A 20,855-nucleotide genomic window follows, 5' to 3' on the forward strand; every position below is an offset into this window, starting at 1 on the left:
GCGATGATAACAAAGCTGCACGCTTTTGCAGTGGTCTGTGCTTTTACATGAATGTCGCTCATGTTCGCCGATTGGCTTTGGTACGCCCGCGCCAGCTAGAATCGGCGCTTGAGCCATTTTTGAGACATTTCCATGTTCTGCCGCTTACTGCTTGGCGTGTGTTTGCTGTTCATCGGTTCATTACAGGCGGCTGAACCGATCTCCTACAGCCGCGACATTCAACCGATTTTTACCAAGAACTGCGTGGCTTGCCATGCCTGTTATGACGCGGCCTGCCAGCTCAACCTGGGCAGTGGCGAAGGTGTGCAACGCGGTGCCAGTAAAGCCACGGTATACAACGGCACGCGCACCCAGGCGCAGGCCACTTCACGTCTGTTTGTCGATGCCCATGGCTCAGCCGCCTGGCAGCGCAAGGGGTTTACCTCCGTGCTGGACTCACAGGGCAGCCAGGCCGCACTGCTGACGCGTATGTTGGAGCTTGGCCATCAGCAGCCGTTTGCTGCCAACAGCAAATTGCCGGTCGAGCTGGATATTGGCATCAAGCGGGTTAACCAGTGCCCGCTGCCGCAGGAATTCGATGACTTTGCCCGCAAGAATCCGCAAGCCGGCATGCCGTTCGCGGTTACCGGTTTAACTGAGGCCGACTATCAGACGCTGCAGGCTTGGCTGGAGCAGGGCGCGCCGGTTGATCAGCAGGTGTTGCAGGCCAGTGCGGCCGAGGCGCAACAGCTCGCCACCTGGGAAGCCTTTATGAATGCCCCCGGCGCCCGCGAAGCGCTGGTGTCGCGCTGGCTCTACGAGCACTTGTTTCTTGCCCATCTGCATTTTGCTGGGGGTGAGCCGGGGCATTTCTTTCAGATGGTGCGTTCGCGCACGCCCAGTGGTCAGCCGGTGGATATCATCGCCACGCGCCTGCCCAACGAGGACCCTGGCAACCGGTTCTATTACCGCCTGATGCCGGTGCAGGGCGTTATCGTACATAAAACCCATATCACCTATGGGCTGAGCGCGGCGAAGCTGGCGCGGGTCAAGGAGCTGTTCTTCACCGCCGACTGGCAGGCCGATGCGGTGCCGGGTTATAGCCTGCTGCATCGCGCCAACCCGTTCGAGACCTTTGCGGCGATTCCGCCGCAGGCGCGTTATCAGTTTATGTTGGACAACGCCGAATACTTTGTGCGCACCTTTATTCGCGGCCCGGTATGCCGTGGGCAACTTGCCACGGATGTGATTCGCGATAACTTCTGGGCGGTGTTTCAGGACCCGCAGCACGACCTGTATATCACCGACCCCGAGTACCGCGAGCAGGCCAAGGCGCTGCTGGCCATGCCCGGCCAGCTGGACAGCATGGGTGACCTGCTCGGCCTGTGGCGCACCTACAAGAGCAAGCGTAATGACTACGAGGCGCTACGCATGCAGCGCTATGCCGATGCGCCCGCGCCGAGCTGGTCACATATCTGGGCCGGCAATGACAACGCGTTGCTGTCGATCTTTCGCCAACACGACAGCGCCTCGGTGCGCAAAGGCCTGGTCGGCGAGGTGCCGCAAACGCTCTGGTGGCTGGACTTCCCGTTACTGGAGCGCACCTATTACCAACTGGTGGTGAATTTCGATGTGTTCGGCAACGTGTCGCACCAGGCGCAAACGCGGCTGTACTTCGATTTGATTCGTAACAGTGCCGAGGTCAACTTCCTGCGTTTGATGCCGGCCGAGTCGCGCGAGGGCTATCTCGGTGATTGGTACCAGAACAGCGGCAAGCTGAAGATTTGGCTGGACTATCAGGCCATCGACAGCGAAAGCCCGAGCGCCTTGCGCCTGCCCAGCAATGACCCCAAACGCAGCTTTATTGAAGCTTTACTTGAACGCTACGGCAGCCTGAATGCACGGCCAGACCCGATCAACCGCTGCACGGGCGCGCATTGCCATCGCTCAGGCTTGGACGCCGAGTTGCAGCGCGCCGAGCAGTCCTTGAGCCGCCTGACGGCTAAACCGGCGGGTGCGCTCAAGGTGATCGAGCAACTGCCGGAGGCAACCTTGTTACGGCTGGAAATGGCCGATGGCCGGCGTGAGGTCTACAGCCTGCTGCGCAACCGTGCGCACAGCAACGTGGCTTTTCTGCTTGGCGAAGAACTGCGTTACCAACCGGCGCTGGATACCCTGACGGTGTATCCGGGTGTGCTCAGCAGCTACCCGAACTTTATCTTCAATGTGCAGGTTGAGCAGGCGGCGGAATTTGTTACGGCGCTGGAGCAGGCGCGTGATGCAGCGGCCTTTGAGACCGTCGTCGAGCGCTGGGGCATTCGCCGCACGCATCCAGAGTTCTGGCGCTACTTTCACGATATGTCGGCGTATATCCAACAAACCGAACCGCTAGAGGCTGGTGTGCTGGATATGAATCGCTACGAGAACCTGTAGGAGGTAGATTGGGTCGTGCGGCGTGCCGTTGAGGCGCGCAGCGACGTAGGTTGGGTTGAGGAGCGCAGCGAAGCCCAACATTGCATTGCGCGCATTGCGTTGGGCTTCGCTGCGCTCAACACCAACCTACGGTTTTAGCTTTTGATCTGCCGGGATCGCCAGCAAGCTGGCTCCTACAGGGCAGTGCGCGACAGCAGGCTAACGGTTAAAGCGCTCCACTAGGGCGTACTGACCCTGGGCGGTGGCCGTCAGGGCTTTGCTGAGCAGGGCGGTGTCATGCGCTTCGCCAGCGGTTTTGTCGGCCAGCTGGGCGATGGTGGTGATGCTGCGGTTGACCTCATCGGCCACTGCACTCTGTTCCTCGGCGGCGGCGGCGATCTGGTTGGCCATATCGGTGATATTGGCCACCGCGTCGCTGATACCCGCCAACGCTTCATCGGCCTGCTGCACGCGCTCAACCCCTTCGTCAGCCTGTTTGCGGCCGATTTCCATGGTTAGTACAGCCTCTTCTGCGGTGCGTTGCAGCTTGGCGATAAGCTGGTGGATTTGCCCAGTAGATTCGGCGGTGCGCTGCGCCAGTGAGCGCACCTCATCGGCGACCACGGCAAAGCCACGGCCCATTTCGCCGGCGCGTGCGGCCTCGATGGCGGCGTTGAGGGCGAGCAGGTTGGTTTGGTCGGCGATGCCTTTAATCACATCGACCACACCGCCGATTTCATTACTGTCCTGAGCCAGACGGGTTACCGTTTCACCGGTATCACCGACTGACTGCGACAGGCGCTGAATGGCCAGTCGGGTTTCTGCGGCAATGCTGCGGCCGGCGCTGGTCAGGCGGTTGGCGTCCTGGGTGGCGATGGCGGTACGCGCTACGTTGCTCGCCACTTCCAGAGTGGTGGCGGCCATTTCATTGATCGCGGTGGCCACCTGGTCAGTTTCGCTGCGCTGGCGTTCAAGCCCGGCGGAGCTGTTGTGCGCCAGGGTGTCGGCCTGTTTGGCTTGCTGAGTGAGTTGCTCAGCGGTGTCCTGCAGGCGGGTCAGGCAGGTTTTCAGGCGCGCCTCCTGGCTGAGGGTGGACATTTCCAGGCGGCCCTGGGCGCCACGGCTGTCGGTGTACATCTGCGCAATCAGAGGGTCGGAGGTGGTCTGGTCGGCCAGGCGCAGCAGGCGCTTGAGGCCGCGCTGTTGCCAGTTCAGTCCAGCCAGGCCCAGCGGTACCGACAAACCGGCGGCGATAGCAAAGCCCCAACTGGAGTCGAGCCAGGCACCGATCAGAAAGCCTACCTGGCTGATCAGGATAAACGGTAGCCAGTCCTGCACGATCGGTAGCCATCGATCACTGCTGGGGATCGCCGATTTACCGCTGTTGATACGCTGGTACAGCGCCTCGGCGCGACGCACCTGCTCAGCGGTCGGTTTAACCCGTACCGATTCGTAACCCAGTACCTGATTGCCTTCCGTCACGGGTGTGACGTAGGCGTTGACCCAGTAGTGATCGCCGTTCTTGCAGCGGTTCTTGACGATACCCATCCACGGCCGACCCTTTTTCAGGGTGTCCCACATATGCTGGAACACCGCCGCCGGCACGTCCGGGTGGCGCACCAGGTTGTGTGGCGCACGAATCAGCTCATCGCGACTAAAGCCGCTGACCTCGACAAAGGCGTCATTGCAGTAGGTGATCTGGCCTTTGAGATCAGTGGTAGAAATCAGCCTTTGCTGGGTTGGAAAAGTACGTTCACGTTGGGTAATAGGCTGATTGTTGCGCATGACGGCGGTAATCCTTTGGGTCGACGCCATATAGTCGGCCATTGCAGCCAGAAATTGAATAGAGAATGCCGCATGTATTTAGCTGCGGCATTGCTCTAGGTTGGCCTGGGCAGGCTTTTGAGCCGTCTAGCCAGGCGACTCAAGTGGCCGCGATCAATTGGCGCAGTACATAGTGCAGGATGCCGCCAGCCTTGAAGTACTCCACTTCATTGAGGGTGTCGATGCGGCACAGCAGTTCGATGCTGTCGCGGCTGTTGTCCGCGCGCTGGATATCCAGGGTTAGCGTCATCGATGGACGCAGCTCTACGCCCTCTAGGCCACTGATAGTGAGTATTTCCTTACCATCGAGGTTGAGCATTTTACGGCCCTGCCCTGGTTTGAACTGTAGGGGCAGTACGCCCATACCGACCAGATTGGAGCGGTGGATGCGTTCGAAACTTTCGGCGATTACCGCTTTGATGCCAAGCAGATTGGTGCCTTTGGCCGCCCAGTCGCGGCTTGACCCTGTGCCGTACTCCTTGCCTGCGATCACCACCAGCGGCGTACCTTGTTCCTGATAGCGCATGGCGGCCTCAAAGATCGCCAGCTTCTCGCCGCTGGGTACGTGTAGGGTGTTGCCGCCTTCCTCGCCGTCGAGCATTTCGTTGCGGATACGGATATTGGCGAAGGTGCCGCGCATCATCACATGATGATTGCCGCGCCGTGAGCCGTAGGAGTTGAAGTCAACCGGCTCGACGCCCTGTTCACGCAGGTAGCGCCCCGCAGGGCTGTCAGCCTTGATATTGCCGGCCGGGGAGATGTGGTCGGTGGTCACCGAGTCGCCGAGCAGCACGAGAATACGCGCCTGCTGGATGTCACCGATATGTGGAGGCGCTTCGGCGATCTTCTCGAAGAACGGTGGATGCTGGATATAGGTCGAGTCGGCCTGCCAGGTGTAAGTAGCCGCTTGCGGGACGTCGATGGCTTGCCATTGTGCATCGCCAGCGAACACTTCGGCGTACTCCTGGTGAAACATTGCAGTGCTAACGCTGAGGACTGCCTCGGCAATTTCCGCCTGGCTCGGCCAGATGTCTTTGAGGTAAACCGGTTGGCCATCCTTGCCTTGGCCCAGGGCTTCGTGGCTGATGTCGATGCGCACACTGCCAGCCAGGGCGTAGGCCACTACCAGTGGCGGTGAGGCCAGCCAGTTGGTTTTCACCAGCGGATGCACGCGGCCCTCGAAGTTGCGGTTACCGGAAAGCACCGAGGCGACGCTCAAATCGGATTGCTGGATCGCTTGTTCAATTGGCTCAGGTAGCGGCCCGGAATTACCAATGCAGGTGGTGCAACCGTAGCCCACTAGGTCGAAGCCCAGTTCATCCAGGTAGCGGGTCAGGCCAGCGGCGTTGAAATATTGGGTGACCACCTTCGACCCCGGTGCCAGTGAACTCTTGACCCACGGCTTGCGCTGCAGGCCTTTTTCCACGGCTTTTTTCGCTAACAGCCCGGCAGCCATCATCACGCTGGGGTTGGAGGTGTTGGTGCAGGAGGTGATGGCGGCGATGACCACCGCACCGTTTTTCAGGCGGTGGGTCTGCCCCTCATATTCATAGTCAGTTTCGCTAACCTGCTCTGCGCTGCCAATCGCGGCACCGCCGCCACCTTCGTTGAGTAGACGGGCTTGCGCGCTGGCGCGGGGCTTGAGCTGTAACCCAATAAAGTCGTCGAAGGCTTGTTTGACCTGGGGCAGGGCTACGCGATCCTGTGGTCGTTTCGGCCCGGCCAGGCAGGCCTCGACGCTGCTCATGTCCAGTTCCAGGCTGTCGCTGAACAGCGGCTCCTGGCCTTGCTCACGCCATAGGCCCTGGGCTTTGCAGTAGGTCTCGACCAGTTTGACGGCCTGTTGCGGCCGGCCGGACAAGCGCAGATAGCTCAGGGTTATTTCGTCGACCGGAAAGAAACCACAGGTGGCGCCGTATTCCGGGGCCATATTGGCGATCGTGGCGCGATCCGCCAGGGGCAGCTCGGCCAGGCCGTCGCCGTAGAATTCGACGAACTTGCCGACTACGCCTTTGCTGCGCAGCAGTTGAGTGACGGTCAGTACCAGGTCGGTGGCGGTGATGCCCTCCTTGAGCTTGCCGCTGAGTTTGAAACCGATCACCTCGGGGATCAGCATCGACACCGGCTGACCGAGCATCGCCGCCTCTGCCTCGATACCGCCGACGCCCCAACCCAGCACGCCGAGGCCGTTGATCATGGTGGTGTGCGAGTCGGTGCCGACCAGGGTGTCGGGAAAGGCGAAGGTCTGACCATCTTCTTCCTTGGTCCAGACGGTGCGGCCGAGGTATTCCAGGTTGACCTGATGGCAGATGCCGGTGCCTGGCGGCACCACGCTGAAGTTGTCGAAGGCGTGCTGGCCCCAGCGCAGAAAGGCGTAGCGCTCACCGTTGCGCTGCATCTCGATGGCGACGTTTTGCTCGAACGCGGCGGAACTGGCGAATTTATCCACCATCACCGAGTGGTCGATTACCAGGTCCACCGGTGACAACGGGTTGATTTTCTGCGGGTCGCCGCCGGCCTTGGCCATGGCATCGCGCATGGCCGCGAGGTCGACCACTGCAGGCACGCCGGTGAAATCCTGCATCAATACCCGCGCTGGGCGGTACTGGATCTCGCGCTCCGAGCTACGGTTGCTCTGCCAATCGGCCATGGCTTGCAGGTCGGCACCGGTGACGGTTTTATCGTCCTCCCAGCGCAACAGGTTTTCCAACAGCACTTTCAGCGACATCGGCAAACGGTCGATATTGCCGAGGGATTTGGCGGCTTCAGGCAGGCTGAAATACTGGTAGGTTTGGCCGTCTACTTCGAGGCTGCGGCGGCTGTTCAGGCTATCTAAGGAAGGCATTGCGCATCTCCTGAGGCTTGCCAGGTTGCAAGCCGGATTTATTGCTGCAGAGCTTTCACCCTAGCTCTGCTCGATAAAGCGCGCCATTTAGGCGGCAGACGAAACCATCGGGTCTCTTAACTGGACAGGTAGCAAGCGCCTAGGGTTCCCGACTCCGTTATGATGCGCGCCTTGAGGAGAGCCCAGATGACTACCCCGCCGATCAATACCTTGTTAATGCACTGCCGCCCCGGTTTCGAAAACGAGGTGTGTGCGGAAATTGCCGAGCACGCTGCGCGCCTGGACGTTGCCGGTTATGCCAAGGCCAAGCCGAGTACCGCCTGCGCGGAATTTATCTGCACCGAGGACGATGGCGCCGAGCGCCTGATGCGCGGTGTGCGTTTCAATCAGTTGGTCTTCCCGCGGCAGTGGGCGCGTGGGGTGTTTATCAACCTGCCGGAGCTGGACCGCATCAGCGTACTGCTCGGCCATCTGACGGATTTTCCGGTATTTGGCAGCCTGTGGCTGGAAGTGCTGGACACCAACGATGGCAAGGAGCTGTCGAATTTCTGCAAAAAGTTCGAAGCGCCGCTGCGCAATGCCCTGACCAAAGCCGGCAAGCTGGTTGAGGATGAGAAAAAGCCACGCCTGCTGTTGACCTTCAAAAGCGGCCGCGAAGTGTTTGTTGGCATGGCCGAGGCGAATAACTCGGCGATCTGGCCCATGGGCATTCCTCGGCTGAAGTTCCCCCGTGAAGCGCCGAGCCGTTCGACCCTCAAGCTGGAGGAGGCCTGGCACACCTTTATCCCCCGCGAGCAGTGGGATGAGCGCTTGTCTGATGAGATGACCGGGGTTGATCTTGGCGCCGCGCCGGGCGGCTGGACTTATCAACTGGTCAAACGCGGCATGCTGGTGACCGCCATCGATAACGGACCAATGGCCGAAAGCTTGATGGACACGGGGCTGGTCACGCATTTGATGGTTGACGGCTTCACCTGGAAGCCCAAGCAGCCGGTGGACTGGATGGTCTGCGATATCGTTGAAAAGCCCGCCCGCAGCGCCGCGCTGCTGGAAACCTGGATCGGCGAGGGCCATTGCCGTGAGGCCGTGGTCAACCTCAAGTTGCCGATGAAGCAGCGCTACGCCGAAGTGCGCCGGCTGTTGCAGCGCCTGGAAGATGGCTTTGCCGAGCGCAAGATCAAGGTCTCGATTGCTTGCAAGCAGCTGTATCACGACCGCGAGGAAGTGACCTGCCACCTGCGCCGGTTAAGCAAGTGATCTCAATGCCGGGCCAGTTGCGGCTGTAACGGCAGCAACTGCGGCCACTCGACGCTTCCTTGCAGCGTGCTGCTGGAAAGCTGCCAGGAGCTGTTAAATAAATACTGGCCGCTAAAGCCGCTGATACGCAGACCCAGCACATCACCGGGCTGCAAGTGCGCGCTGACGGCGGCCAGTTCGGTGCTGGCCTGGCCGTTGAGTGGCGTGACCTGCTCGCTGAGTACTTCACTGCGACCATCGGCGCGTTTGACCACCAGGGCGGCAAATAGCGTCGGCAGTTGCCCGGCGTTTTCCAGGTACACGCGCGGTACGCCAATCAGCGCGCTGGGATGCTGAACCTGTTGCAGGGCAATAAAGCGTGAGGGCTGCAGCAGCCCGCTGCTTAGCGGCCTAATAGTCGTGGCAGGCAGCTCAATGCGCTGGCTGGCTGGCAGTTGCTGCAACACCAGGCCCTGAACCAGATCGAGGCTTACGCAGAAGTCGGGAATGCTCGCGGCCACGCCTTTGCGCCCGCGCAGCTTGTCTTCATACCAGCTGATGATGCTCTGGTAGAGGTTGATCGCTCGATCACCGCAGTGCAGCACCGTCTCGGTATTGAACGGCGGCAGGCCGCTCCAGCGTTGCATCGGTGGCGGCAAAATATGCCCGCCCTGCATGCCGAGCAGGCGCACATCGCGCGCGCCTTGTTGCAGGCAATCACGAATCGCCAGGCCCTGGTTAAGCGGGAACAGGGTGTCGCGCATGCCTTGAATCAGCAGGGCGTCGGCCTGCGGGCGCTGGCCGCGCGCGCAGTAGCTGGTCAGGCTGTGGGCCCTGAGTTCGGCGCGTACCGACTCGCGCATACGGCCGTCAGCACTTTTCAGGTAGGGCGCTTGAACAAATTTACCCAGGTCATAACCGGTGGACAGGCCGAGGCTGAGCAGCACGCCAGTCCAGCCGACTTTTATATGGCTGTCCGGGGCCAGGGCTTCGCTCAGGTCGTACCAGGTGGCAATCGGCACAATGGCGTCGATACGCGGGTCGGTCGCCGAGGCTAGCAGCTGCACCGCGCCGCCATAGCTTTCGCCGAGCATGCCGACTTTGGGGTCGTTCGGTGCATCCATGCTCAGGCGCGGCAAGTTGGCAGCGGCCCAGTCGATCACGGCCAGAGCATCCTGCACCTCGTACTCGGGGTTCATCATTTCGATGTCGCCTTCGCTGCCGCCCCAGCCGCGCTGGTCGTAGCTGATTACCCAGTAACCGGCTTGCCAGGCCTTTACCGCAGCGCGGCCGGACATCATCTGGGTGCCGTAGAAGCCGTTCGGCCGGGTTACGCGCCAGCCGCCCCAGCCGTGGGTGTGCACGATCACCGGGGCCTGCTCGCCCACCTTGAGCGCGGGTTGGAATACCGTGGCCGACAATCGGGTGCCGTCGCGGCCATAAATCACCGCATCGAAATAGCGGGCAGGCAGGTCCTGCCCGGCGCTGGTGCTGAAATTCGGCAATTGGTCGCGGGCGGCGCAGCCGCTGAGCAGCAGGGCGACAAGTAGCAGGGTAAGGCGCATAAATGGCTCTTATTAGAATTATTGGCGCTGCGCAGCGTGCCTGATCAGGACGTGGCTGCCTGCCCATCCAAGGTTGTGTTGACCTGTTATCGGCTCGAATTTGCATGCAGTCATTTTCGACAGTCTGCTAGATGACCTCAGGGTCAGCTTTGCGCGAGAATAGCGGCCTGCTACTGGAGCCCACTGATGTCTTTGCAAACCACCGCCATTCCCGATGCCACCCTCGACGCTACCGGGCTCAACTGCCCCGAGCCGGTGATGATGCTGCACAACAAGGTGCGCGACCTGCAGGCCGGCGGCCTGCTCAAGGTAATTGCCACCGACCCCTCGACCCGTCGCGACATTCCCAAGTTCTGCGTGTTTCTCGGTCATGAGCTGGTGGAGCAGGCGGAAGAGGGCGCGACCTTTCTCTATTTGATCCGCAAGAAGCTCGATTAATGACCTGGTATTTCGCCTACGGCTCAAATATGAACCCGGCGCGCATGCAGGCCCGTGGCTTGACGGTGCTGGAGGCATTGCCTGGGCATTTGCCGGGTTACAGCCTGTGCTTTAACAAGCGAGCGGCAGACCGTGCGCCGGGGCGGGCCTACGCCAATATTCAGCATCAGCGCGATGGGCGAGTAGAGGGCGTGTTGTATCGCCTGGTAGACGCTGGCGAGATCGCCAAGCTGGATCACTTCGAAGGCACGCCCATCTATTACAGCCGCGAGTGCCTGCCAATTGTCGCGGCACATGGCGTGCAGCCGGCCTGGGTATATATCGCCAACCCGGCCTTTCGTGCAGAAGGCTTGCTGCCCAGCGCCGATTACCTCGCGCATTTGCTGGCAGGGCGCGAGTTGCTGTCCGAGGGCTACTGGTCGGCGTTGGCGGCGTTGCCGGTCCATCCCGACTGACCGGGTGCCAGGCCGCAGCTGTTGAGTAAATCCTGCCAGCTGCGCACATGGCGCGCGGTTGCCTGCTGGAAATCCGCCCATAACGAGGCCTCGTGGCCGCTCAATTGCTGCAGGTGTTTCTGCGTCGCTGGCGGTATCTGCGCCACGCCGCTGAGTGTGCGCAGGCTGCTGCTCCAGGCCTGGCCGCGTTGATCCACCTGCGCCAGGTAGGGCTGCAGGCTACCGGCGTAATACTTGATAAAGATGTTCTGCGCGATACGTGCGCCTTGTGTGGCCTTGCCCGTGGGGCAGAGTGGCCGGCGTTGTTGGCGGCTTTGCAACATGTCGCTGCCTTGGTTGAGGCTGTGGGTCAGGCTGGCCAGGCTGCTGATTAATTGGCCGCCTTGGTCGCTGGCGTGCAGGGCGAAGAACAGTGGATCAAGCTGCTCGGCGCTTGGCGGTAAAGTGCTGGGCAGCGCGCTGCCAATGGCGGCCAGTTGCGCCAGGGCATCCAGGGCGGCGTTATCTTCGTCGGCATTTGGCGCCATGGTCTGCTCGGCAAAGCGCAAATAGCGTTCGACCTCCGGGCTGGCATTCAGGGCGTTCCAGAATATGCCGGGCAGTTGCGCGCGTTTTTCTTGCGCAAGTTGTTCGAGGGTGGTGCGCAGGGGTTGCTGGTCCTGGCTGCGCAGGTATGCGCTGCAGGCATCCAGGGCGCGCAGCAGATCACCTTCGTAAGCCAGGCGGCTGCTGGGCGTCAGTTGTTTGCCGAGGCTGTTGTTGCGCTGGCTGATTTGCTGTTGCAGCGCAGGGCAACGGCGCACATCGACCAGCAGATCCAGCAGGCTGATGCGCAGTTCGGCGATCTCGGTCAAGCGTTCGCGACGGGCTGGTAGGCGATAGCGGGTCAGCTCGCTGGTGTCGAAGGCCGTTGCCGATTCGACATCCAGAGCATTGCTCAAGCGCTGCAGGTAATCGGCCTGCAGCGCCAGGCCATCATCGGCGGGCGTGCAGGCGCACAGGCAAAGTGCGGTGAGCAGAAGCAGTAGGCGGGTGTTCATCAGGCCATCTTAGCGGCTCGGATGCGTTTGCGCGCGCTGCCGGCCAAGCGCACAGCAAGCATGCCACCGGCGCAGGTCAAGCCAACCACCAGGCCTTGCCAGAGCCCGCTGGGGCCACTGGGTTCGCCGAACCAGTCGGTCAGGCCGAGCGCATACCCCACAGGCAGGCCGATGCCCCAATAGGCGAACAGGGTCAAAATCATCGTCACGCGGGTGTCCTGATAGCCGCGCAGGGCGCCGGCAGCCGTCACCTGAATGGCGTCGGAGAACTGGAACAGCGCCGAATACACCAGCAGGGTGGTGGCCACCGCGATTACTGCGCGGTCCGGGGTATAGATTTGCGCAATTTGCTCGCGCAACAGCAGCATCAGGCTGGCCGACAGGCAGGCGTAGCCCAGCGCAGCCGCCATGCTCACTCCAGCTGCAAAGCGCGCTTCACGCGGCTCACCACGGCCCAGCGCCTGGCCAACGCGTACGGTGGCGGCCATGCCCAGGGAGTAGGGGATCATAAACGCCATGGAGCTGAAGTTCAGGGCAATCTGGTGCCCGGCCACCACGGTGGCGCCCAGGCCACCGATCAGCAGGGCAATCACGGCGAAAATGCTCGACTCGGCGAACACTGCAATACCAATCGGCAGACCAACCGAGAGCAAGCGCTTGAGCACCGGCCACTGCGGCCACTCGAAGTGACTGAAGATTTTGCTCGGCTGATAGAACGGTGCCCACTTCACCCACCAGAGCATGCTCAGGAACATAAATGTCATCACCAGGCCGGTGGCCCAACCGCAGCCGACCCCGCCCATGGCCGGCAGTCCGAGCTTGCCGTAGATAAAGATGTAATTGAGCGGAATATTCAGCGCCAGGCCGCACAGTCCCAGGATCATGCTTGGCCGGGTATGCCCGAGGCCGTCACTAAAGCAGCGCAGTACGTGGTACAGCGCCACAGCCGGAAAACCGCAGGCCACGGCGCGCAGGTAACCCATGGCGGGTTTAATCAGTGCCGGGTCGACGTTCATCAGGCTGAGAACGATTTCCGCATTCCACAGCAACACGGCGGCGGCCATCCCCACCCCCAGCGCCAGCCACAGGGCCTGGCGCACCAACGGGCCGATCTCGGTGTGTGCGCCTGCGCCGAAGCGCTGCGCAACCTTGGGTGTGGTGGCCAGCAGAATGCCGGTCATCAGCAGAAACACCGGCACCCAGATCGAGTTGCCCAGTGCCACGGCAGCCAGGTCCTGCGGGCTGACTCGGCCGGCCATCACGGTATCGACGAAGCCCATGGCGGTGTTGGCCAATTGGGCAATGATGATCGGCGTTGCCAGCTTCAGCAGGCTGTAAAACTCGGTGCTGGAGCGTTGCAAGCGGGTTTGGGCGAGCATTGTGGGTGTGTCCGGCAGTGTGTCAGGAAACCGCGCAGTCTACGCCCTGACGGCTTGGTCAGGAAAGCTTGTTGCGTGATGTTTCGGCGTGACAGGCGCATTGCGCTGCTCAGCCTAGCCAAGCATTCCAGGCAGGTTAGAATGCCGGCCTGACTTGCGGAGCACAGACCCTACATGCAGATAGTCGCCGACGAAAACATCCCCCTGCTTGATGAGTTTTTTGCCGATTTTGGCGAAGTTCGTCGCTTGCCCGGTCGCAGTATTGATGCAGCTGCGGTGGCCGCTGCTGACCTGCTGTTGGTGCGTTCAGTGACTCAGGTTGATCGCGCGCTACTCGAAGGCTCGGCGGTGAAATTTGTCGGCACCTGCACCATTGGCACCGATCATCTGGATCTCGACTACTTCGAGCAGGCCGGCATCGTTTGGGCCAGTGCACCAGGCTGTAATGCCCGTGGTGTGGTCGATTATGTGCTGGGCAGCCTGCTGGTATTGGCCGAGCAACAAGGTGTCGAGCTGGCTAGCCGTACCTATGGGGTGGTTGGCGCGGGGCAGGTTGGTAGTCGTCTACTTAAGGTGCTGCGTGGTCTGGGCTGGAGGGTGCTGGTTTGCGATCCGCCGCGTCAGGCTGCTGAGGGCGGCGATTTCGTTAGCCTGCAGCAGGTGCTGGAGCAGTGCGATGTCATCAGCCTGCATACGCCGCTGGAGCGGTTGGGTGAGCATCCGACCCACCACCTGTTTGATGCCGCGCGCCTGGCTGCGCTTAAGTCGGGCAGTTGGCTGATCAACGCCAGCCGTGGCGCGGTGGTGGATAACCGCGCCTTGCGCGAATTGCTGCCGCAGCGCAGCGATCTGCAGGTGGTGCTGGATGTCTGGGAGGGCGAGCCGCAGGCCGATGTCGAGTTAGCCGCATTGTGCCGCATCGCCACCCCGCATATCGCCGGTTACAGCCTGGATGGCAAGTTGCGCGGCACGGCGCAGATCTATCAGGCGCTGTGTCAGCACTTGGGCGTTGCGCCCAGCGTCGAGTTGGCGCAGCTGATGCCGGCACCCTGGCTAAGTGAGCTGACTATTGATGCCAGCGTCGATCCGGCCTGGGCCTTGGCCAGTATCTGCCGAGCGGTGTATGACCCGCGCCGCGATGATGCGGACTTTCGCCGAAGCCTGCAGGGTGATGCCATAACTCGGCGGGTGGCTTTTGACGCGCTGCGCAAGCATTACCCGATGCGCCGGGAAATCGACGGGCTGACGGTGGGTGTGAAGGGTGATGCGTCGGCGCTGGTTAGCCTGGTGCAAGCGTTGGGCGCGCAGCTTAAGGGGTAGGGTGGATGGCGCTTTACCCATCCACCATTAGCGGTCTTGGCGGTGGATGAAAAAAGCGTCATCCACCCTACAAAACTGCATGCTTACTTATGCTTGGCGGCTTGCTGTTGAGCCTTTTCCAGCGCCTTGCAGGCCTGCTGGATCATCTCTTCGGTGATCGGGATTTCGCGGCCTTGGGCGTCGATGACAAAGCCGCCTACTGGCATTGTCGTGGCTTTTTGCGAATGCGGTTGTTGGCTGTGCATGGCGTGTCTCCTCATCGGTTAGCGCGATTTTATGAGTGTTAGATGAAGGCGCTATGACAACTGCGACGGCAGAAAACCGCCGCACGACACAGGGCAAGTCAGTCGTTGCAGGCACTGTGCCAGTGCTTGCAGATATTGAGCAGGCAGGTATTGAATTAGAGGGTGTTATGGGGCTTTTCCATATTGGTCTGATCATCAACCCATTGGCCGGGCTTGGCGGCCCTGCGGGGTTCAAGGGCAGCGACGGCATGGCCGAGCAGGCCCTGGCGTTGGGGGTTGAGGCCAAAGCGGCGCTGCGTACGCAAACTGCTCTTGAGGTGCTGTTACCGCTGCGCGAGCGCCTGGAATTTGTCACCTTTCCCGGCGCCATGGGTGCCGATCTGCTGGCTGAGATGGGCTTTGTCCATCGTGTGGTCGGTGAGCTTCAGGGTGGCCCGAGCAGCGCCGCCGATACCCGCCAGGCGGTTGAGCTGCTGCAGGATGCCGGTGTGGCGCTGATTTTATTCGCCGGCGGCGATGGCACGGCGCGCGACATTTGTGCAGTGGTGAACGAGTCGCAGCCCGTGTTGGGGATTCCAGCCGGGGTAAAGATTCAGTCCGGCGTATACGCCATTAGCCCGCGCGCGGCGGGTGAATTGACTGCGCGGCTGATCGAAGGCGGCCTGGTGCGCCTGAGCAGTGGCGAAGTACGGGATATTGATGAAACCGCCTTGCGCGAAGGCCGCGTAACCGCGCGCTGGTACGGCGAACTGACGGTGCCGCAGGAAGGCGGCTATGTGCAGCAGGTCAAGCAGGGCGGTATGGAGTCCGAAGAGCTGGTGCTAAATGATCTGGCCGACTGGCTGCAGGACAGCTGGGAGGCCGATGTGCGCTATGTCTTCGGCCCCGGTTCGACCCTGCATGGCCTGGCGCAGAACCTTGGCTTGCAGACCACCTTGCTCGGCGTCGATGTGATCGAAAACGGCCAACTGCTGGCCAGCGATGTAACTGAAGCGCAGCTGTTCGAACTGATTGATGGCCACCCAGCGCGCTTGCTGGTTACTGCCATTGGCGGCCAGGGCCATATTATTGGTCGTGGTAACCAGCAGATCAGCCCACGGGTGCTGCGTGCCGTCGGCTTGGAAAATCTACGTGTAGTCGCCACCAAGCGTAAGCTCGGCACGCTGGAAGGCCGGCCACTGTTGGTGGACAGTGGCGATACGGCGCTGGACGATGCCTTTCCCGATGCAGTGCGGGTGTGGGCCGGTTATAAAGAAGAGCTGCTGTATCCGGTGGGTAAGTAGCCCGTAATACCGGGCACAACGGTAGGGCGGACATGCCGAAGGCTTGTCCGCCATGCGGATCATGAGCGGTGTACAAGGCTTGGCCATGTACACCCTACTGGGCCAATAAGGAGAGGTTCTATGCATGTATGGCTAAGTGTGCTGCTGGCCTTTGAGGCCTGGGCGCTACAGGCAGATGACCTGGTCACGGCTGCCGCGAGCAGGTCGGCCTGACCCATATCAGCATTACCGTATTCTCCCGGCCTGAGGGCTGCACAGAAGGAGCTGGCTATGCAGGAGCCAACACAAACACCTCCACCCTTTATCCAGCCCGACGAGTGCGTGGTGCTGTTTGATGGGGTGTGCAAGCTGTGTAATGGCTGGGCGAAGTTCCTGATTCGCCATGACACTGAGCAGCGCTTTCGTCTGGCCTCGGTGCAATCCCCCGAGGGCCAGGCGCTATTGGAGTGGGCCGGCTTACCAACCGATCATTTCGACAGCATGGGCCTGATCGAGAATGGCCAGATGCTGTTGCGTTCGGATGCGGTGCTGCGCATCGTCGCGCAATTGCCTAATCCATGGCGCTTGCTGGCCTGGCTGCGGCTGATTCCACGGCCCTTGCGCGACTGGTGCTATGACCGTATTGCGCTTAATCGCTACCGGCTATTCGGCCGCTACGACAGCTGCCTGATACCAAACGCCGATCATGCCCGGCGCTTCTTGCATGACTGATCCACGCCTGTTTCAGATCGCCTGGGTCGCGCGTATTGCTTTAGCGCTGGTGTTTATCTGGCACGGCCTGGTGCCGAAGATTCTCTGGTTAAGCCCGGATGAGCTGGCGATGATTCAGGCACACAACCTGCCGGCCCCTGAATGGGTGGCGCGCATCGCCGGTATGGCGGAAATCATCCTGGGCCTATTGCTGCTGTGGCCACGTCAGCGCTGGCCCTTGCTGCTGGCCGGCTTGCTGTTGCTTGGCTTACTGCTTGATGTGGCGCTATTCAGTCCCCATCTACTGCTGCAGGCGTTTAATCCGCTGACCACCAATCTCGCCGCCTTGGCCCTATGTTGGCTGGCTTGGCGGGCGGAAACGCCGCAATCGCCTTCTAATTAACGGGCGTCAGCGCCTCTGCGAGCCTCCATGCTTTCGATCCTGTCTCCCCGCCAGCGCAACGCCTTGCGTATGGCCTGGCGCTTTATTGCGCCGTATCGCGGTCGCGTGTTTGGGGCTTTGCTGGCGCTGATGTTTACCGCCGCCATCACCCTGTCCATGGGGCAGGGCATCAAGCTGCTGGTCGATCAGGGCCTGGCGACTCAATCGCCTGCGGCGTTGCAGCAGTCCATCGGGGTGTTTTTCGTGCTGGTGCTGGCCCTGGCCATTGGCACCTTTACCCGTTTCTACCTGGTGTCGTGGATTGGCGAGCGCTTTGTCGCCGATATCCGCAAGCGCGTGTTCAACCACTTGATCGAACTGCACCCAGGCTTTTATGAGAGCAACCGCAGCTCGGAGATTCAGTCGCGCCTGACCGCCGACACCACGTTGCTGCAGTCGGTGATCGGCTCATCGCTGTCGATGGCGCTGCGCAACCTGATCATGCTGGTGGGCGGCAGCGTGCTGCTGGTGGTGACCAACGCCAAGCTCAGCGGTATCGTGCTGATGGCACTGCCGCTGGTGGTTGCGCCGATTCTGATTTTCGGCCGCCGCGTACGCGCGTTGTCACGGCAGAGCCAGGACCGGGTGGCGGATGTCGGCAGTTATGTCGGCGAGGTGCTGGGGCAAATCAAGACCGTGCAGGCCTACAACCACCAGGATGAGGACAAGCGCCGTTTTGGCCTGTCCGCCGAGGCGGCTTTCGATACCGCGCGTCAGCGTATTGCCCAGCGCGCCTGGCTGATTACCGTGGTGATTGTGCTGGTGCTCGGTGCGGTCGGGGTGATGCTCTGGGTCGGCGGCATGGACGTAATTGCCGGACGAATTTCCGGCGGCGAGCTGGCAGCGTTCGTGTTCTACAGCCTGATTGTAGGCTCGGCTTTTGGCACCTTGAGTGAGGTGATCGGCGAGCTGCAACGCGCCGCCGGTGCTGCCGAACGTATTGCCGAGCTGCTGCAGGCACGCAATGAAATTACCCCGCCGGCCAGGGATAGTCTGCATCTGACGCAGCCGGTGCAGGGCCGTATCGAGCTGCAAGGGCTGCGCTTTGCCTATCCGTCGCGCCCCGGCAGTTTTGCCGTGGACGGTATCGACCTGCAGGTTGCAGCAGGGGAAACCCTGGCGTTGGTCGGTCCATCTGGTGCAGGAAAATCGACGCTGTTTGATCTGCTGCTGCGCTTTTTCGACCCGCAGCAGGGGCGCATTCTGATCGATGACGTACCGATCCAGCAGCTTGATCCGCGCGAATTGCGCAGCAGCTTTGCCCTGGTATCGCAGAGTCCGGCGCTGTTCTTCGGTTCGGTGGAAGACAATATTCGCTATGGCCGCACCGATGCCAGCCTGGCCGAGGTCGAGGCCGCCGCCAAGGCCGCGCATGCCCACGAGTTCATCATGAAACTGCCCGACGGTTATCAGACTCACCTGGGTGATGCCGGCCTGGGGCTTTCTGGCGGTCAACGTCAGCGTCTGGCGATTGCTCGCGCGCTGCTGGTGGATGCGCCGATTCTGCTACTTGATGAAGCTACTAGTGCGTTGGATGCCGAGAGCGAGCACCTGATTCAGCAAGCCTTGCCGCCTCTGATGCAGGGCCGCACCACCTTGGTCATCGCGCACCGCCTGGCCACGGTGAAAAGCGCCGACCGCATCGCAGTGATCGAACACGGCAAGCTGGTGGCCATTGGCACGCATAATGAGTTGGTCAGCAGCAGCCCGCTGTATGCGCGGTTAGCGGAGCTGCAGTTCAGCAGCGAGGTTGAGATCTCGGTTTAAAGCGGCTTGGCTTTCGGTCTGATGGTCGCCGCCGCTCCGGCCGAAGCGAGGATGATCGCGCTGATCGCCAGCCATTGGCTGAGGGTCAGCCGCTCGCTCAGGAACAGCAAACCAGAGAGGGCGGCAATCGCCGGCTCCATGCTCATCAGGATGCTGAAGGTGCGTGCGGGCAGGCGGGTCAAGGCGACCATTTCCAGGCTGTAGGGCAGGGCCGAGGAGAGTACGGCTACGGCCAGAGCAATGGGTAATAAATCCATTGAGAACAGGTCGCTACCGGCTTGCCATAGGCCAATCGGGAACACCAACAGGGCCGCGACTATGGTGCCCAGGGCTACGGTCTGCTTGCCGTGCTCGGCGCCGGCTTTTTGCCCGAAGATGATATACAGCGCCCAGCACAGGCCAGCAGCCAGGGCGAGGGCCATGCCCACTGGGTCTAGCGGTACATCGCTTTGCCCTGTGGGTAACAGCAGCCAGAGGCCGAACACAGCCAGGGCAATCCAGACAAAATCCACCAGACGCCGCGACGACAGCAAGGCCAAACCCAGCGGCCCGGTAAACTCCAGCGCCACGGCGATGCCCAGGGGAATGGTTTTCAGCGAGAGGTAGAACAGTAGGTTCATGCTGCCCAGTGATAGCCCGTAGGCCAGCAGCGAGCGGCAGGACTTTAGCGTCAGTTTGGCCTGCCAGGGCCGCATCACAATGCACAGGATAAGCGCGCCGAGGCTTAAGCGTAGGGCCGTGGTGCCGCTGGCGCCGACTTCCGGAAACAGCCCCTTGGCCAGGGACGCGCCACTCTGGATCGAAGTCATGGCGATCAGCAGCAATATAATCGGCAGAATTACCAGGGAGAATTGTGTGGAGCGTGGCATGGGCTGGTCCTTGGGAGATGTCGATCCGTTAATAAAAAACCGGCCACTGGGGCCGGCTTTCATGCATCACGGCTAAGGCTTAGCGGTATTCACACAGATAGGCAGTATCAGCTGCCACCTTGAGCTGAAACTTGCTGTCGGCCGGTACGGTGAACTTGCTGCCGCTGGTGAAGGTTTCCCAGGTTTCGCTGCCTGGTAGTTTCACGGTCAAGGCGCCGGCGACTACGTGCATGATTTCCAGCTGGTTGGTGCCGAATTCGTACTCGCCAGCCGCCATCACGCCAATGGTGGCCGGGCCTTCAGCCATGCCGAAGGCGATGGATTTGACGGTGCCGTCGAAGTATTCATTGACCTTGAACATCTGCAATTCCTCGAGAAGGGTGGTTAAAAGGCTGACTGCCAGTAGCGGCAGGCTATAGAAAAAGGCCGGCCAGTATGCCCAAGCGTTTTTTCTTCGTCATCTGCTTTGCGCAGGCAACACCAGCGGCAGCAGCCGGGCGGTATTGCGCGCATCGGTCAGGGCGCGGTGCTGCTGCCCCTGGAACTGCAGGCCGGCCAGATTCAGCGCCATTTTCAGGCCAATCGGGCTAGGCAGTCGGCGGGCCTCGGCAAAGCGTTTTTTCAGGTTGATATGTGGGATGTGGTTTAGGTGGCTCTCCAGTCCATGGGCGCGCCATTCCTGCTCGAACTGGCGGCGATCGTAATCGCCCCAGCTGACCCAGCCTGCCAGTTGCGCTTGATGAGTCAGCAGCCAGCGTTCGAATTGCGCCCACACCACACTCAGCGGCGCGGCGGCATCGATATCGGCCTGGCTGATCTGGGTGAGCTGACGGCAGAAGTGGGTCAGGTGCGGCCGTCGGGTGGGCCGCACAAAACGCTGGAAATACTCAATCTCATGGCCGCCAGCGTTGACCAGGCTGGCGCCGATTTCGATGATTTCCATCTCTGTGACCGGCCAGCCGCCTTCTTCGGTGGTGGCTTCCAGGTCGATTACCAGCCAATGCTGCATAAGCCCTCCTTAGCGTGCAGCGAGTATGGAAGCAGGATCGGCGTTGGGTAAAGCCTG

18 protein-coding genes are annotated in these 20,855 nt (G+C 61.2%); 9 read left to right on the plus strand and 9 right to left on the minus strand.

Going from position 1 to position 20,855, the window contains the following annotated elements; all coding sequences use genetic code 11:
- Nucleotides 1-132 precede the first annotated feature (132 nt).
- Nucleotides 133-2,412 carry a fatty acid cis/trans isomerase gene (locus AC0T4W_RS08790; RefSeq protein ID WP_476318590.1) on the plus strand — a complete coding sequence of 760 codons (2,280 nt, stop codon included), beginning with the start codon at nucleotides 133-135 and terminating at the stop codon, nucleotides 2,410-2,412.
- Nucleotides 2,413-2,610: 198 nt separating this feature from the next.
- Here the strand turns inward: AC0T4W_RS08790 and AC0T4W_RS08795 are convergent, their stop codons facing one another.
- Together AC0T4W_RS08795 and acnA are read right to left on the minus strand one after the other, a co-directional pair.
- Nucleotides 2,611-4,176: a methyl-accepting chemotaxis protein gene (locus AC0T4W_RS08795; protein ID WP_476318592.1), complete on the minus strand. Its 1,566-nt coding sequence runs from the start codon at nucleotides 4,174-4,176 to the stop codon at nucleotides 2,611-2,613.
- 139 nt (nucleotides 4,177-4,315) lie between these two features.
- Nucleotides 4,316-7,060 carry an aconitate hydratase AcnA gene (gene acnA / locus AC0T4W_RS08800; RefSeq protein ID WP_476318594.1) on the minus strand — a complete coding sequence of 915 codons (2,745 nt, stop codon included), beginning with the start codon at nucleotides 7,058-7,060 and terminating at the stop codon, nucleotides 4,316-4,318.
- Nucleotides 7,061-7,261: 201 nt separating this feature from the next.
- Here acnA and rlmM point away from each other — a divergent pair, with 201 nt between their 5' ends.
- A complete protein-coding gene (gene rlmM / locus AC0T4W_RS08805; protein WP_476323534.1) occupies nucleotides 7,262-8,317 on the plus strand; it encodes a 23S rRNA (cytidine(2498)-2'-O)-methyltransferase RlmM in 1,056 nt (351 codons plus the stop codon).
- A gap of 2 nt (nucleotides 8,318-8,319) precedes the next feature.
- Here the strand turns inward: rlmM and AC0T4W_RS08810 are convergent, their stop codons facing one another.
- On the minus strand, nucleotides 8,320-9,861 hold the full coding sequence (locus tag AC0T4W_RS08810) for an alpha/beta hydrolase family protein (RefSeq protein WP_476318596.1): 1,542 nt from the start codon (nucleotides 9,859-9,861) through the stop codon (nucleotides 8,320-8,322).
- Nucleotides 9,862-10,047: 186 nt separating this feature from the next.
- Between AC0T4W_RS08810 and tusA the strand changes: the two genes are divergently transcribed.
- Together tusA and AC0T4W_RS08820 are read left to right on the plus strand one after the other, a co-directional pair.
- Nucleotides 10,048-10,299, plus strand: a complete 252-nt coding sequence (gene tusA, locus AC0T4W_RS08815; RefSeq protein WP_476318598.1) for a sulfurtransferase TusA — start codon at nucleotides 10,048-10,050, stop codon at nucleotides 10,297-10,299.
- A complete protein-coding gene (locus AC0T4W_RS08820) occupies nucleotides 10,299-10,754 on the plus strand; it encodes a gamma-glutamylcyclotransferase family protein (RefSeq protein WP_476318600.1) in 456 nt (151 codons plus the stop codon). Before tusA ends, AC0T4W_RS08820 begins: the two co-directional genes overlap by 1 nt.
- Here the strand turns inward: AC0T4W_RS08820 and AC0T4W_RS08825 are convergent.
- Nucleotides 10,712-11,794 (minus strand): DUF3080 family protein, encoded by a 1,083-nt coding sequence (locus AC0T4W_RS08825; RefSeq protein WP_476318602.1) that lies wholly within the window; start codon nucleotides 11,792-11,794, stop codon nucleotides 10,712-10,714. The two genes, AC0T4W_RS08820 and AC0T4W_RS08825, sit on opposite strands and share 43 nt — an antisense overlap.
- Nucleotides 11,794-13,173 (minus strand): MATE family efflux transporter, encoded by a 1,380-nt coding sequence (locus tag AC0T4W_RS08830; RefSeq protein WP_476318604.1) that lies wholly within the window; start codon nucleotides 13,171-13,173, stop codon nucleotides 11,794-11,796. The genes AC0T4W_RS08825 and AC0T4W_RS08830 overlap by 1 nt, the downstream gene beginning before the upstream one ends.
- Before the next feature lie 174 nt (nucleotides 13,174-13,347).
- Between AC0T4W_RS08830 and pdxB the strand changes: the two genes are divergently transcribed.
- Complete coding sequence (pdxB, locus tag AC0T4W_RS08835; RefSeq protein WP_476318606.1) at nucleotides 13,348-14,493, plus strand: 4-phosphoerythronate dehydrogenase PdxB; 1,146 nt, start codon at nucleotides 13,348-13,350, stop codon at nucleotides 14,491-14,493.
- 83 nt (nucleotides 14,494-14,576) lie between these two features.
- Here the strand turns inward: pdxB and AC0T4W_RS08840 are convergent, their stop codons facing one another.
- On the minus strand, nucleotides 14,577-14,753 hold the full coding sequence (locus AC0T4W_RS08840) for a PA1571 family protein (RefSeq protein ID WP_476318608.1): 177 nt from the start codon (nucleotides 14,751-14,753) through the stop codon (nucleotides 14,577-14,579).
- Nucleotides 14,754-14,905: 152 nt separating this feature from the next.
- On the opposite strand from AC0T4W_RS08840, the gene AC0T4W_RS08845 reads away from it, so the two are divergent.
- From AC0T4W_RS08845 to AC0T4W_RS08860, 4 genes are all read left to right on the plus strand, one after another.
- Nucleotides 14,906-16,021: an ATP-NAD kinase family protein gene (locus AC0T4W_RS08845; protein WP_476318610.1), complete on the plus strand. Its 1,116-nt coding sequence runs from the start codon at nucleotides 14,906-14,908 to the stop codon at nucleotides 16,019-16,021.
- 270 nt (nucleotides 16,022-16,291) lie between these two features.
- Nucleotides 16,292-16,732, plus strand: coding sequence for a thiol-disulfide oxidoreductase DCC family protein (locus AC0T4W_RS08850; RefSeq protein WP_476318612.1), 441 nt, complete (start codon nucleotides 16,292-16,294; stop codon nucleotides 16,730-16,732).
- Nucleotides 16,725-17,114, plus strand: a complete 390-nt coding sequence (locus AC0T4W_RS08855; protein ID WP_476318614.1) for a DoxX-like family protein — start codon at nucleotides 16,725-16,727, stop codon at nucleotides 17,112-17,114. The genes AC0T4W_RS08850 and AC0T4W_RS08855 overlap by 8 nt, the downstream gene beginning before the upstream one ends.
- A 27-nt stretch (nucleotides 17,115-17,141) precedes the next feature.
- Entirely contained in the window at nucleotides 17,142-18,920 is a 1,779-nt protein-coding gene (locus AC0T4W_RS08860) for an ABC transporter transmembrane domain-containing protein (protein ID WP_476318616.1), read from the plus strand.
- Here the strand turns inward: AC0T4W_RS08860 and rhtA are convergent.
- The 3 genes from rhtA to AC0T4W_RS08875 form a co-directional block, all read right to left on the minus strand.
- Complete coding sequence (gene rhtA / locus AC0T4W_RS08865; RefSeq protein WP_476318618.1) at nucleotides 18,917-19,789, minus strand: threonine/homoserine exporter RhtA; 873 nt, start codon at nucleotides 19,787-19,789, stop codon at nucleotides 18,917-18,919. The two genes, AC0T4W_RS08860 and rhtA, sit on opposite strands and share 4 nt — an antisense overlap.
- A gap of 79 nt (nucleotides 19,790-19,868) precedes the next feature.
- Nucleotides 19,869-20,150: a pyrimidine/purine nucleoside phosphorylase gene (ppnP, locus tag AC0T4W_RS08870; RefSeq protein ID WP_476318620.1), complete on the minus strand. Its 282-nt coding sequence runs from the start codon at nucleotides 20,148-20,150 to the stop codon at nucleotides 19,869-19,871.
- Nucleotides 20,151-20,246: 96 nt separating this feature from the next.
- Nucleotides 20,247-20,798, minus strand: coding sequence for a 3'-5' exonuclease (locus tag AC0T4W_RS08875; RefSeq protein ID WP_476318622.1), 552 nt, complete (start codon nucleotides 20,796-20,798; stop codon nucleotides 20,247-20,249).
- Nucleotides 20,799-20,855: the final 57 nt, after the last annotated feature.

The sequence above is a fragment of the Pseudomonas sp. C7.1 genome (assembly GCF_056312395.1).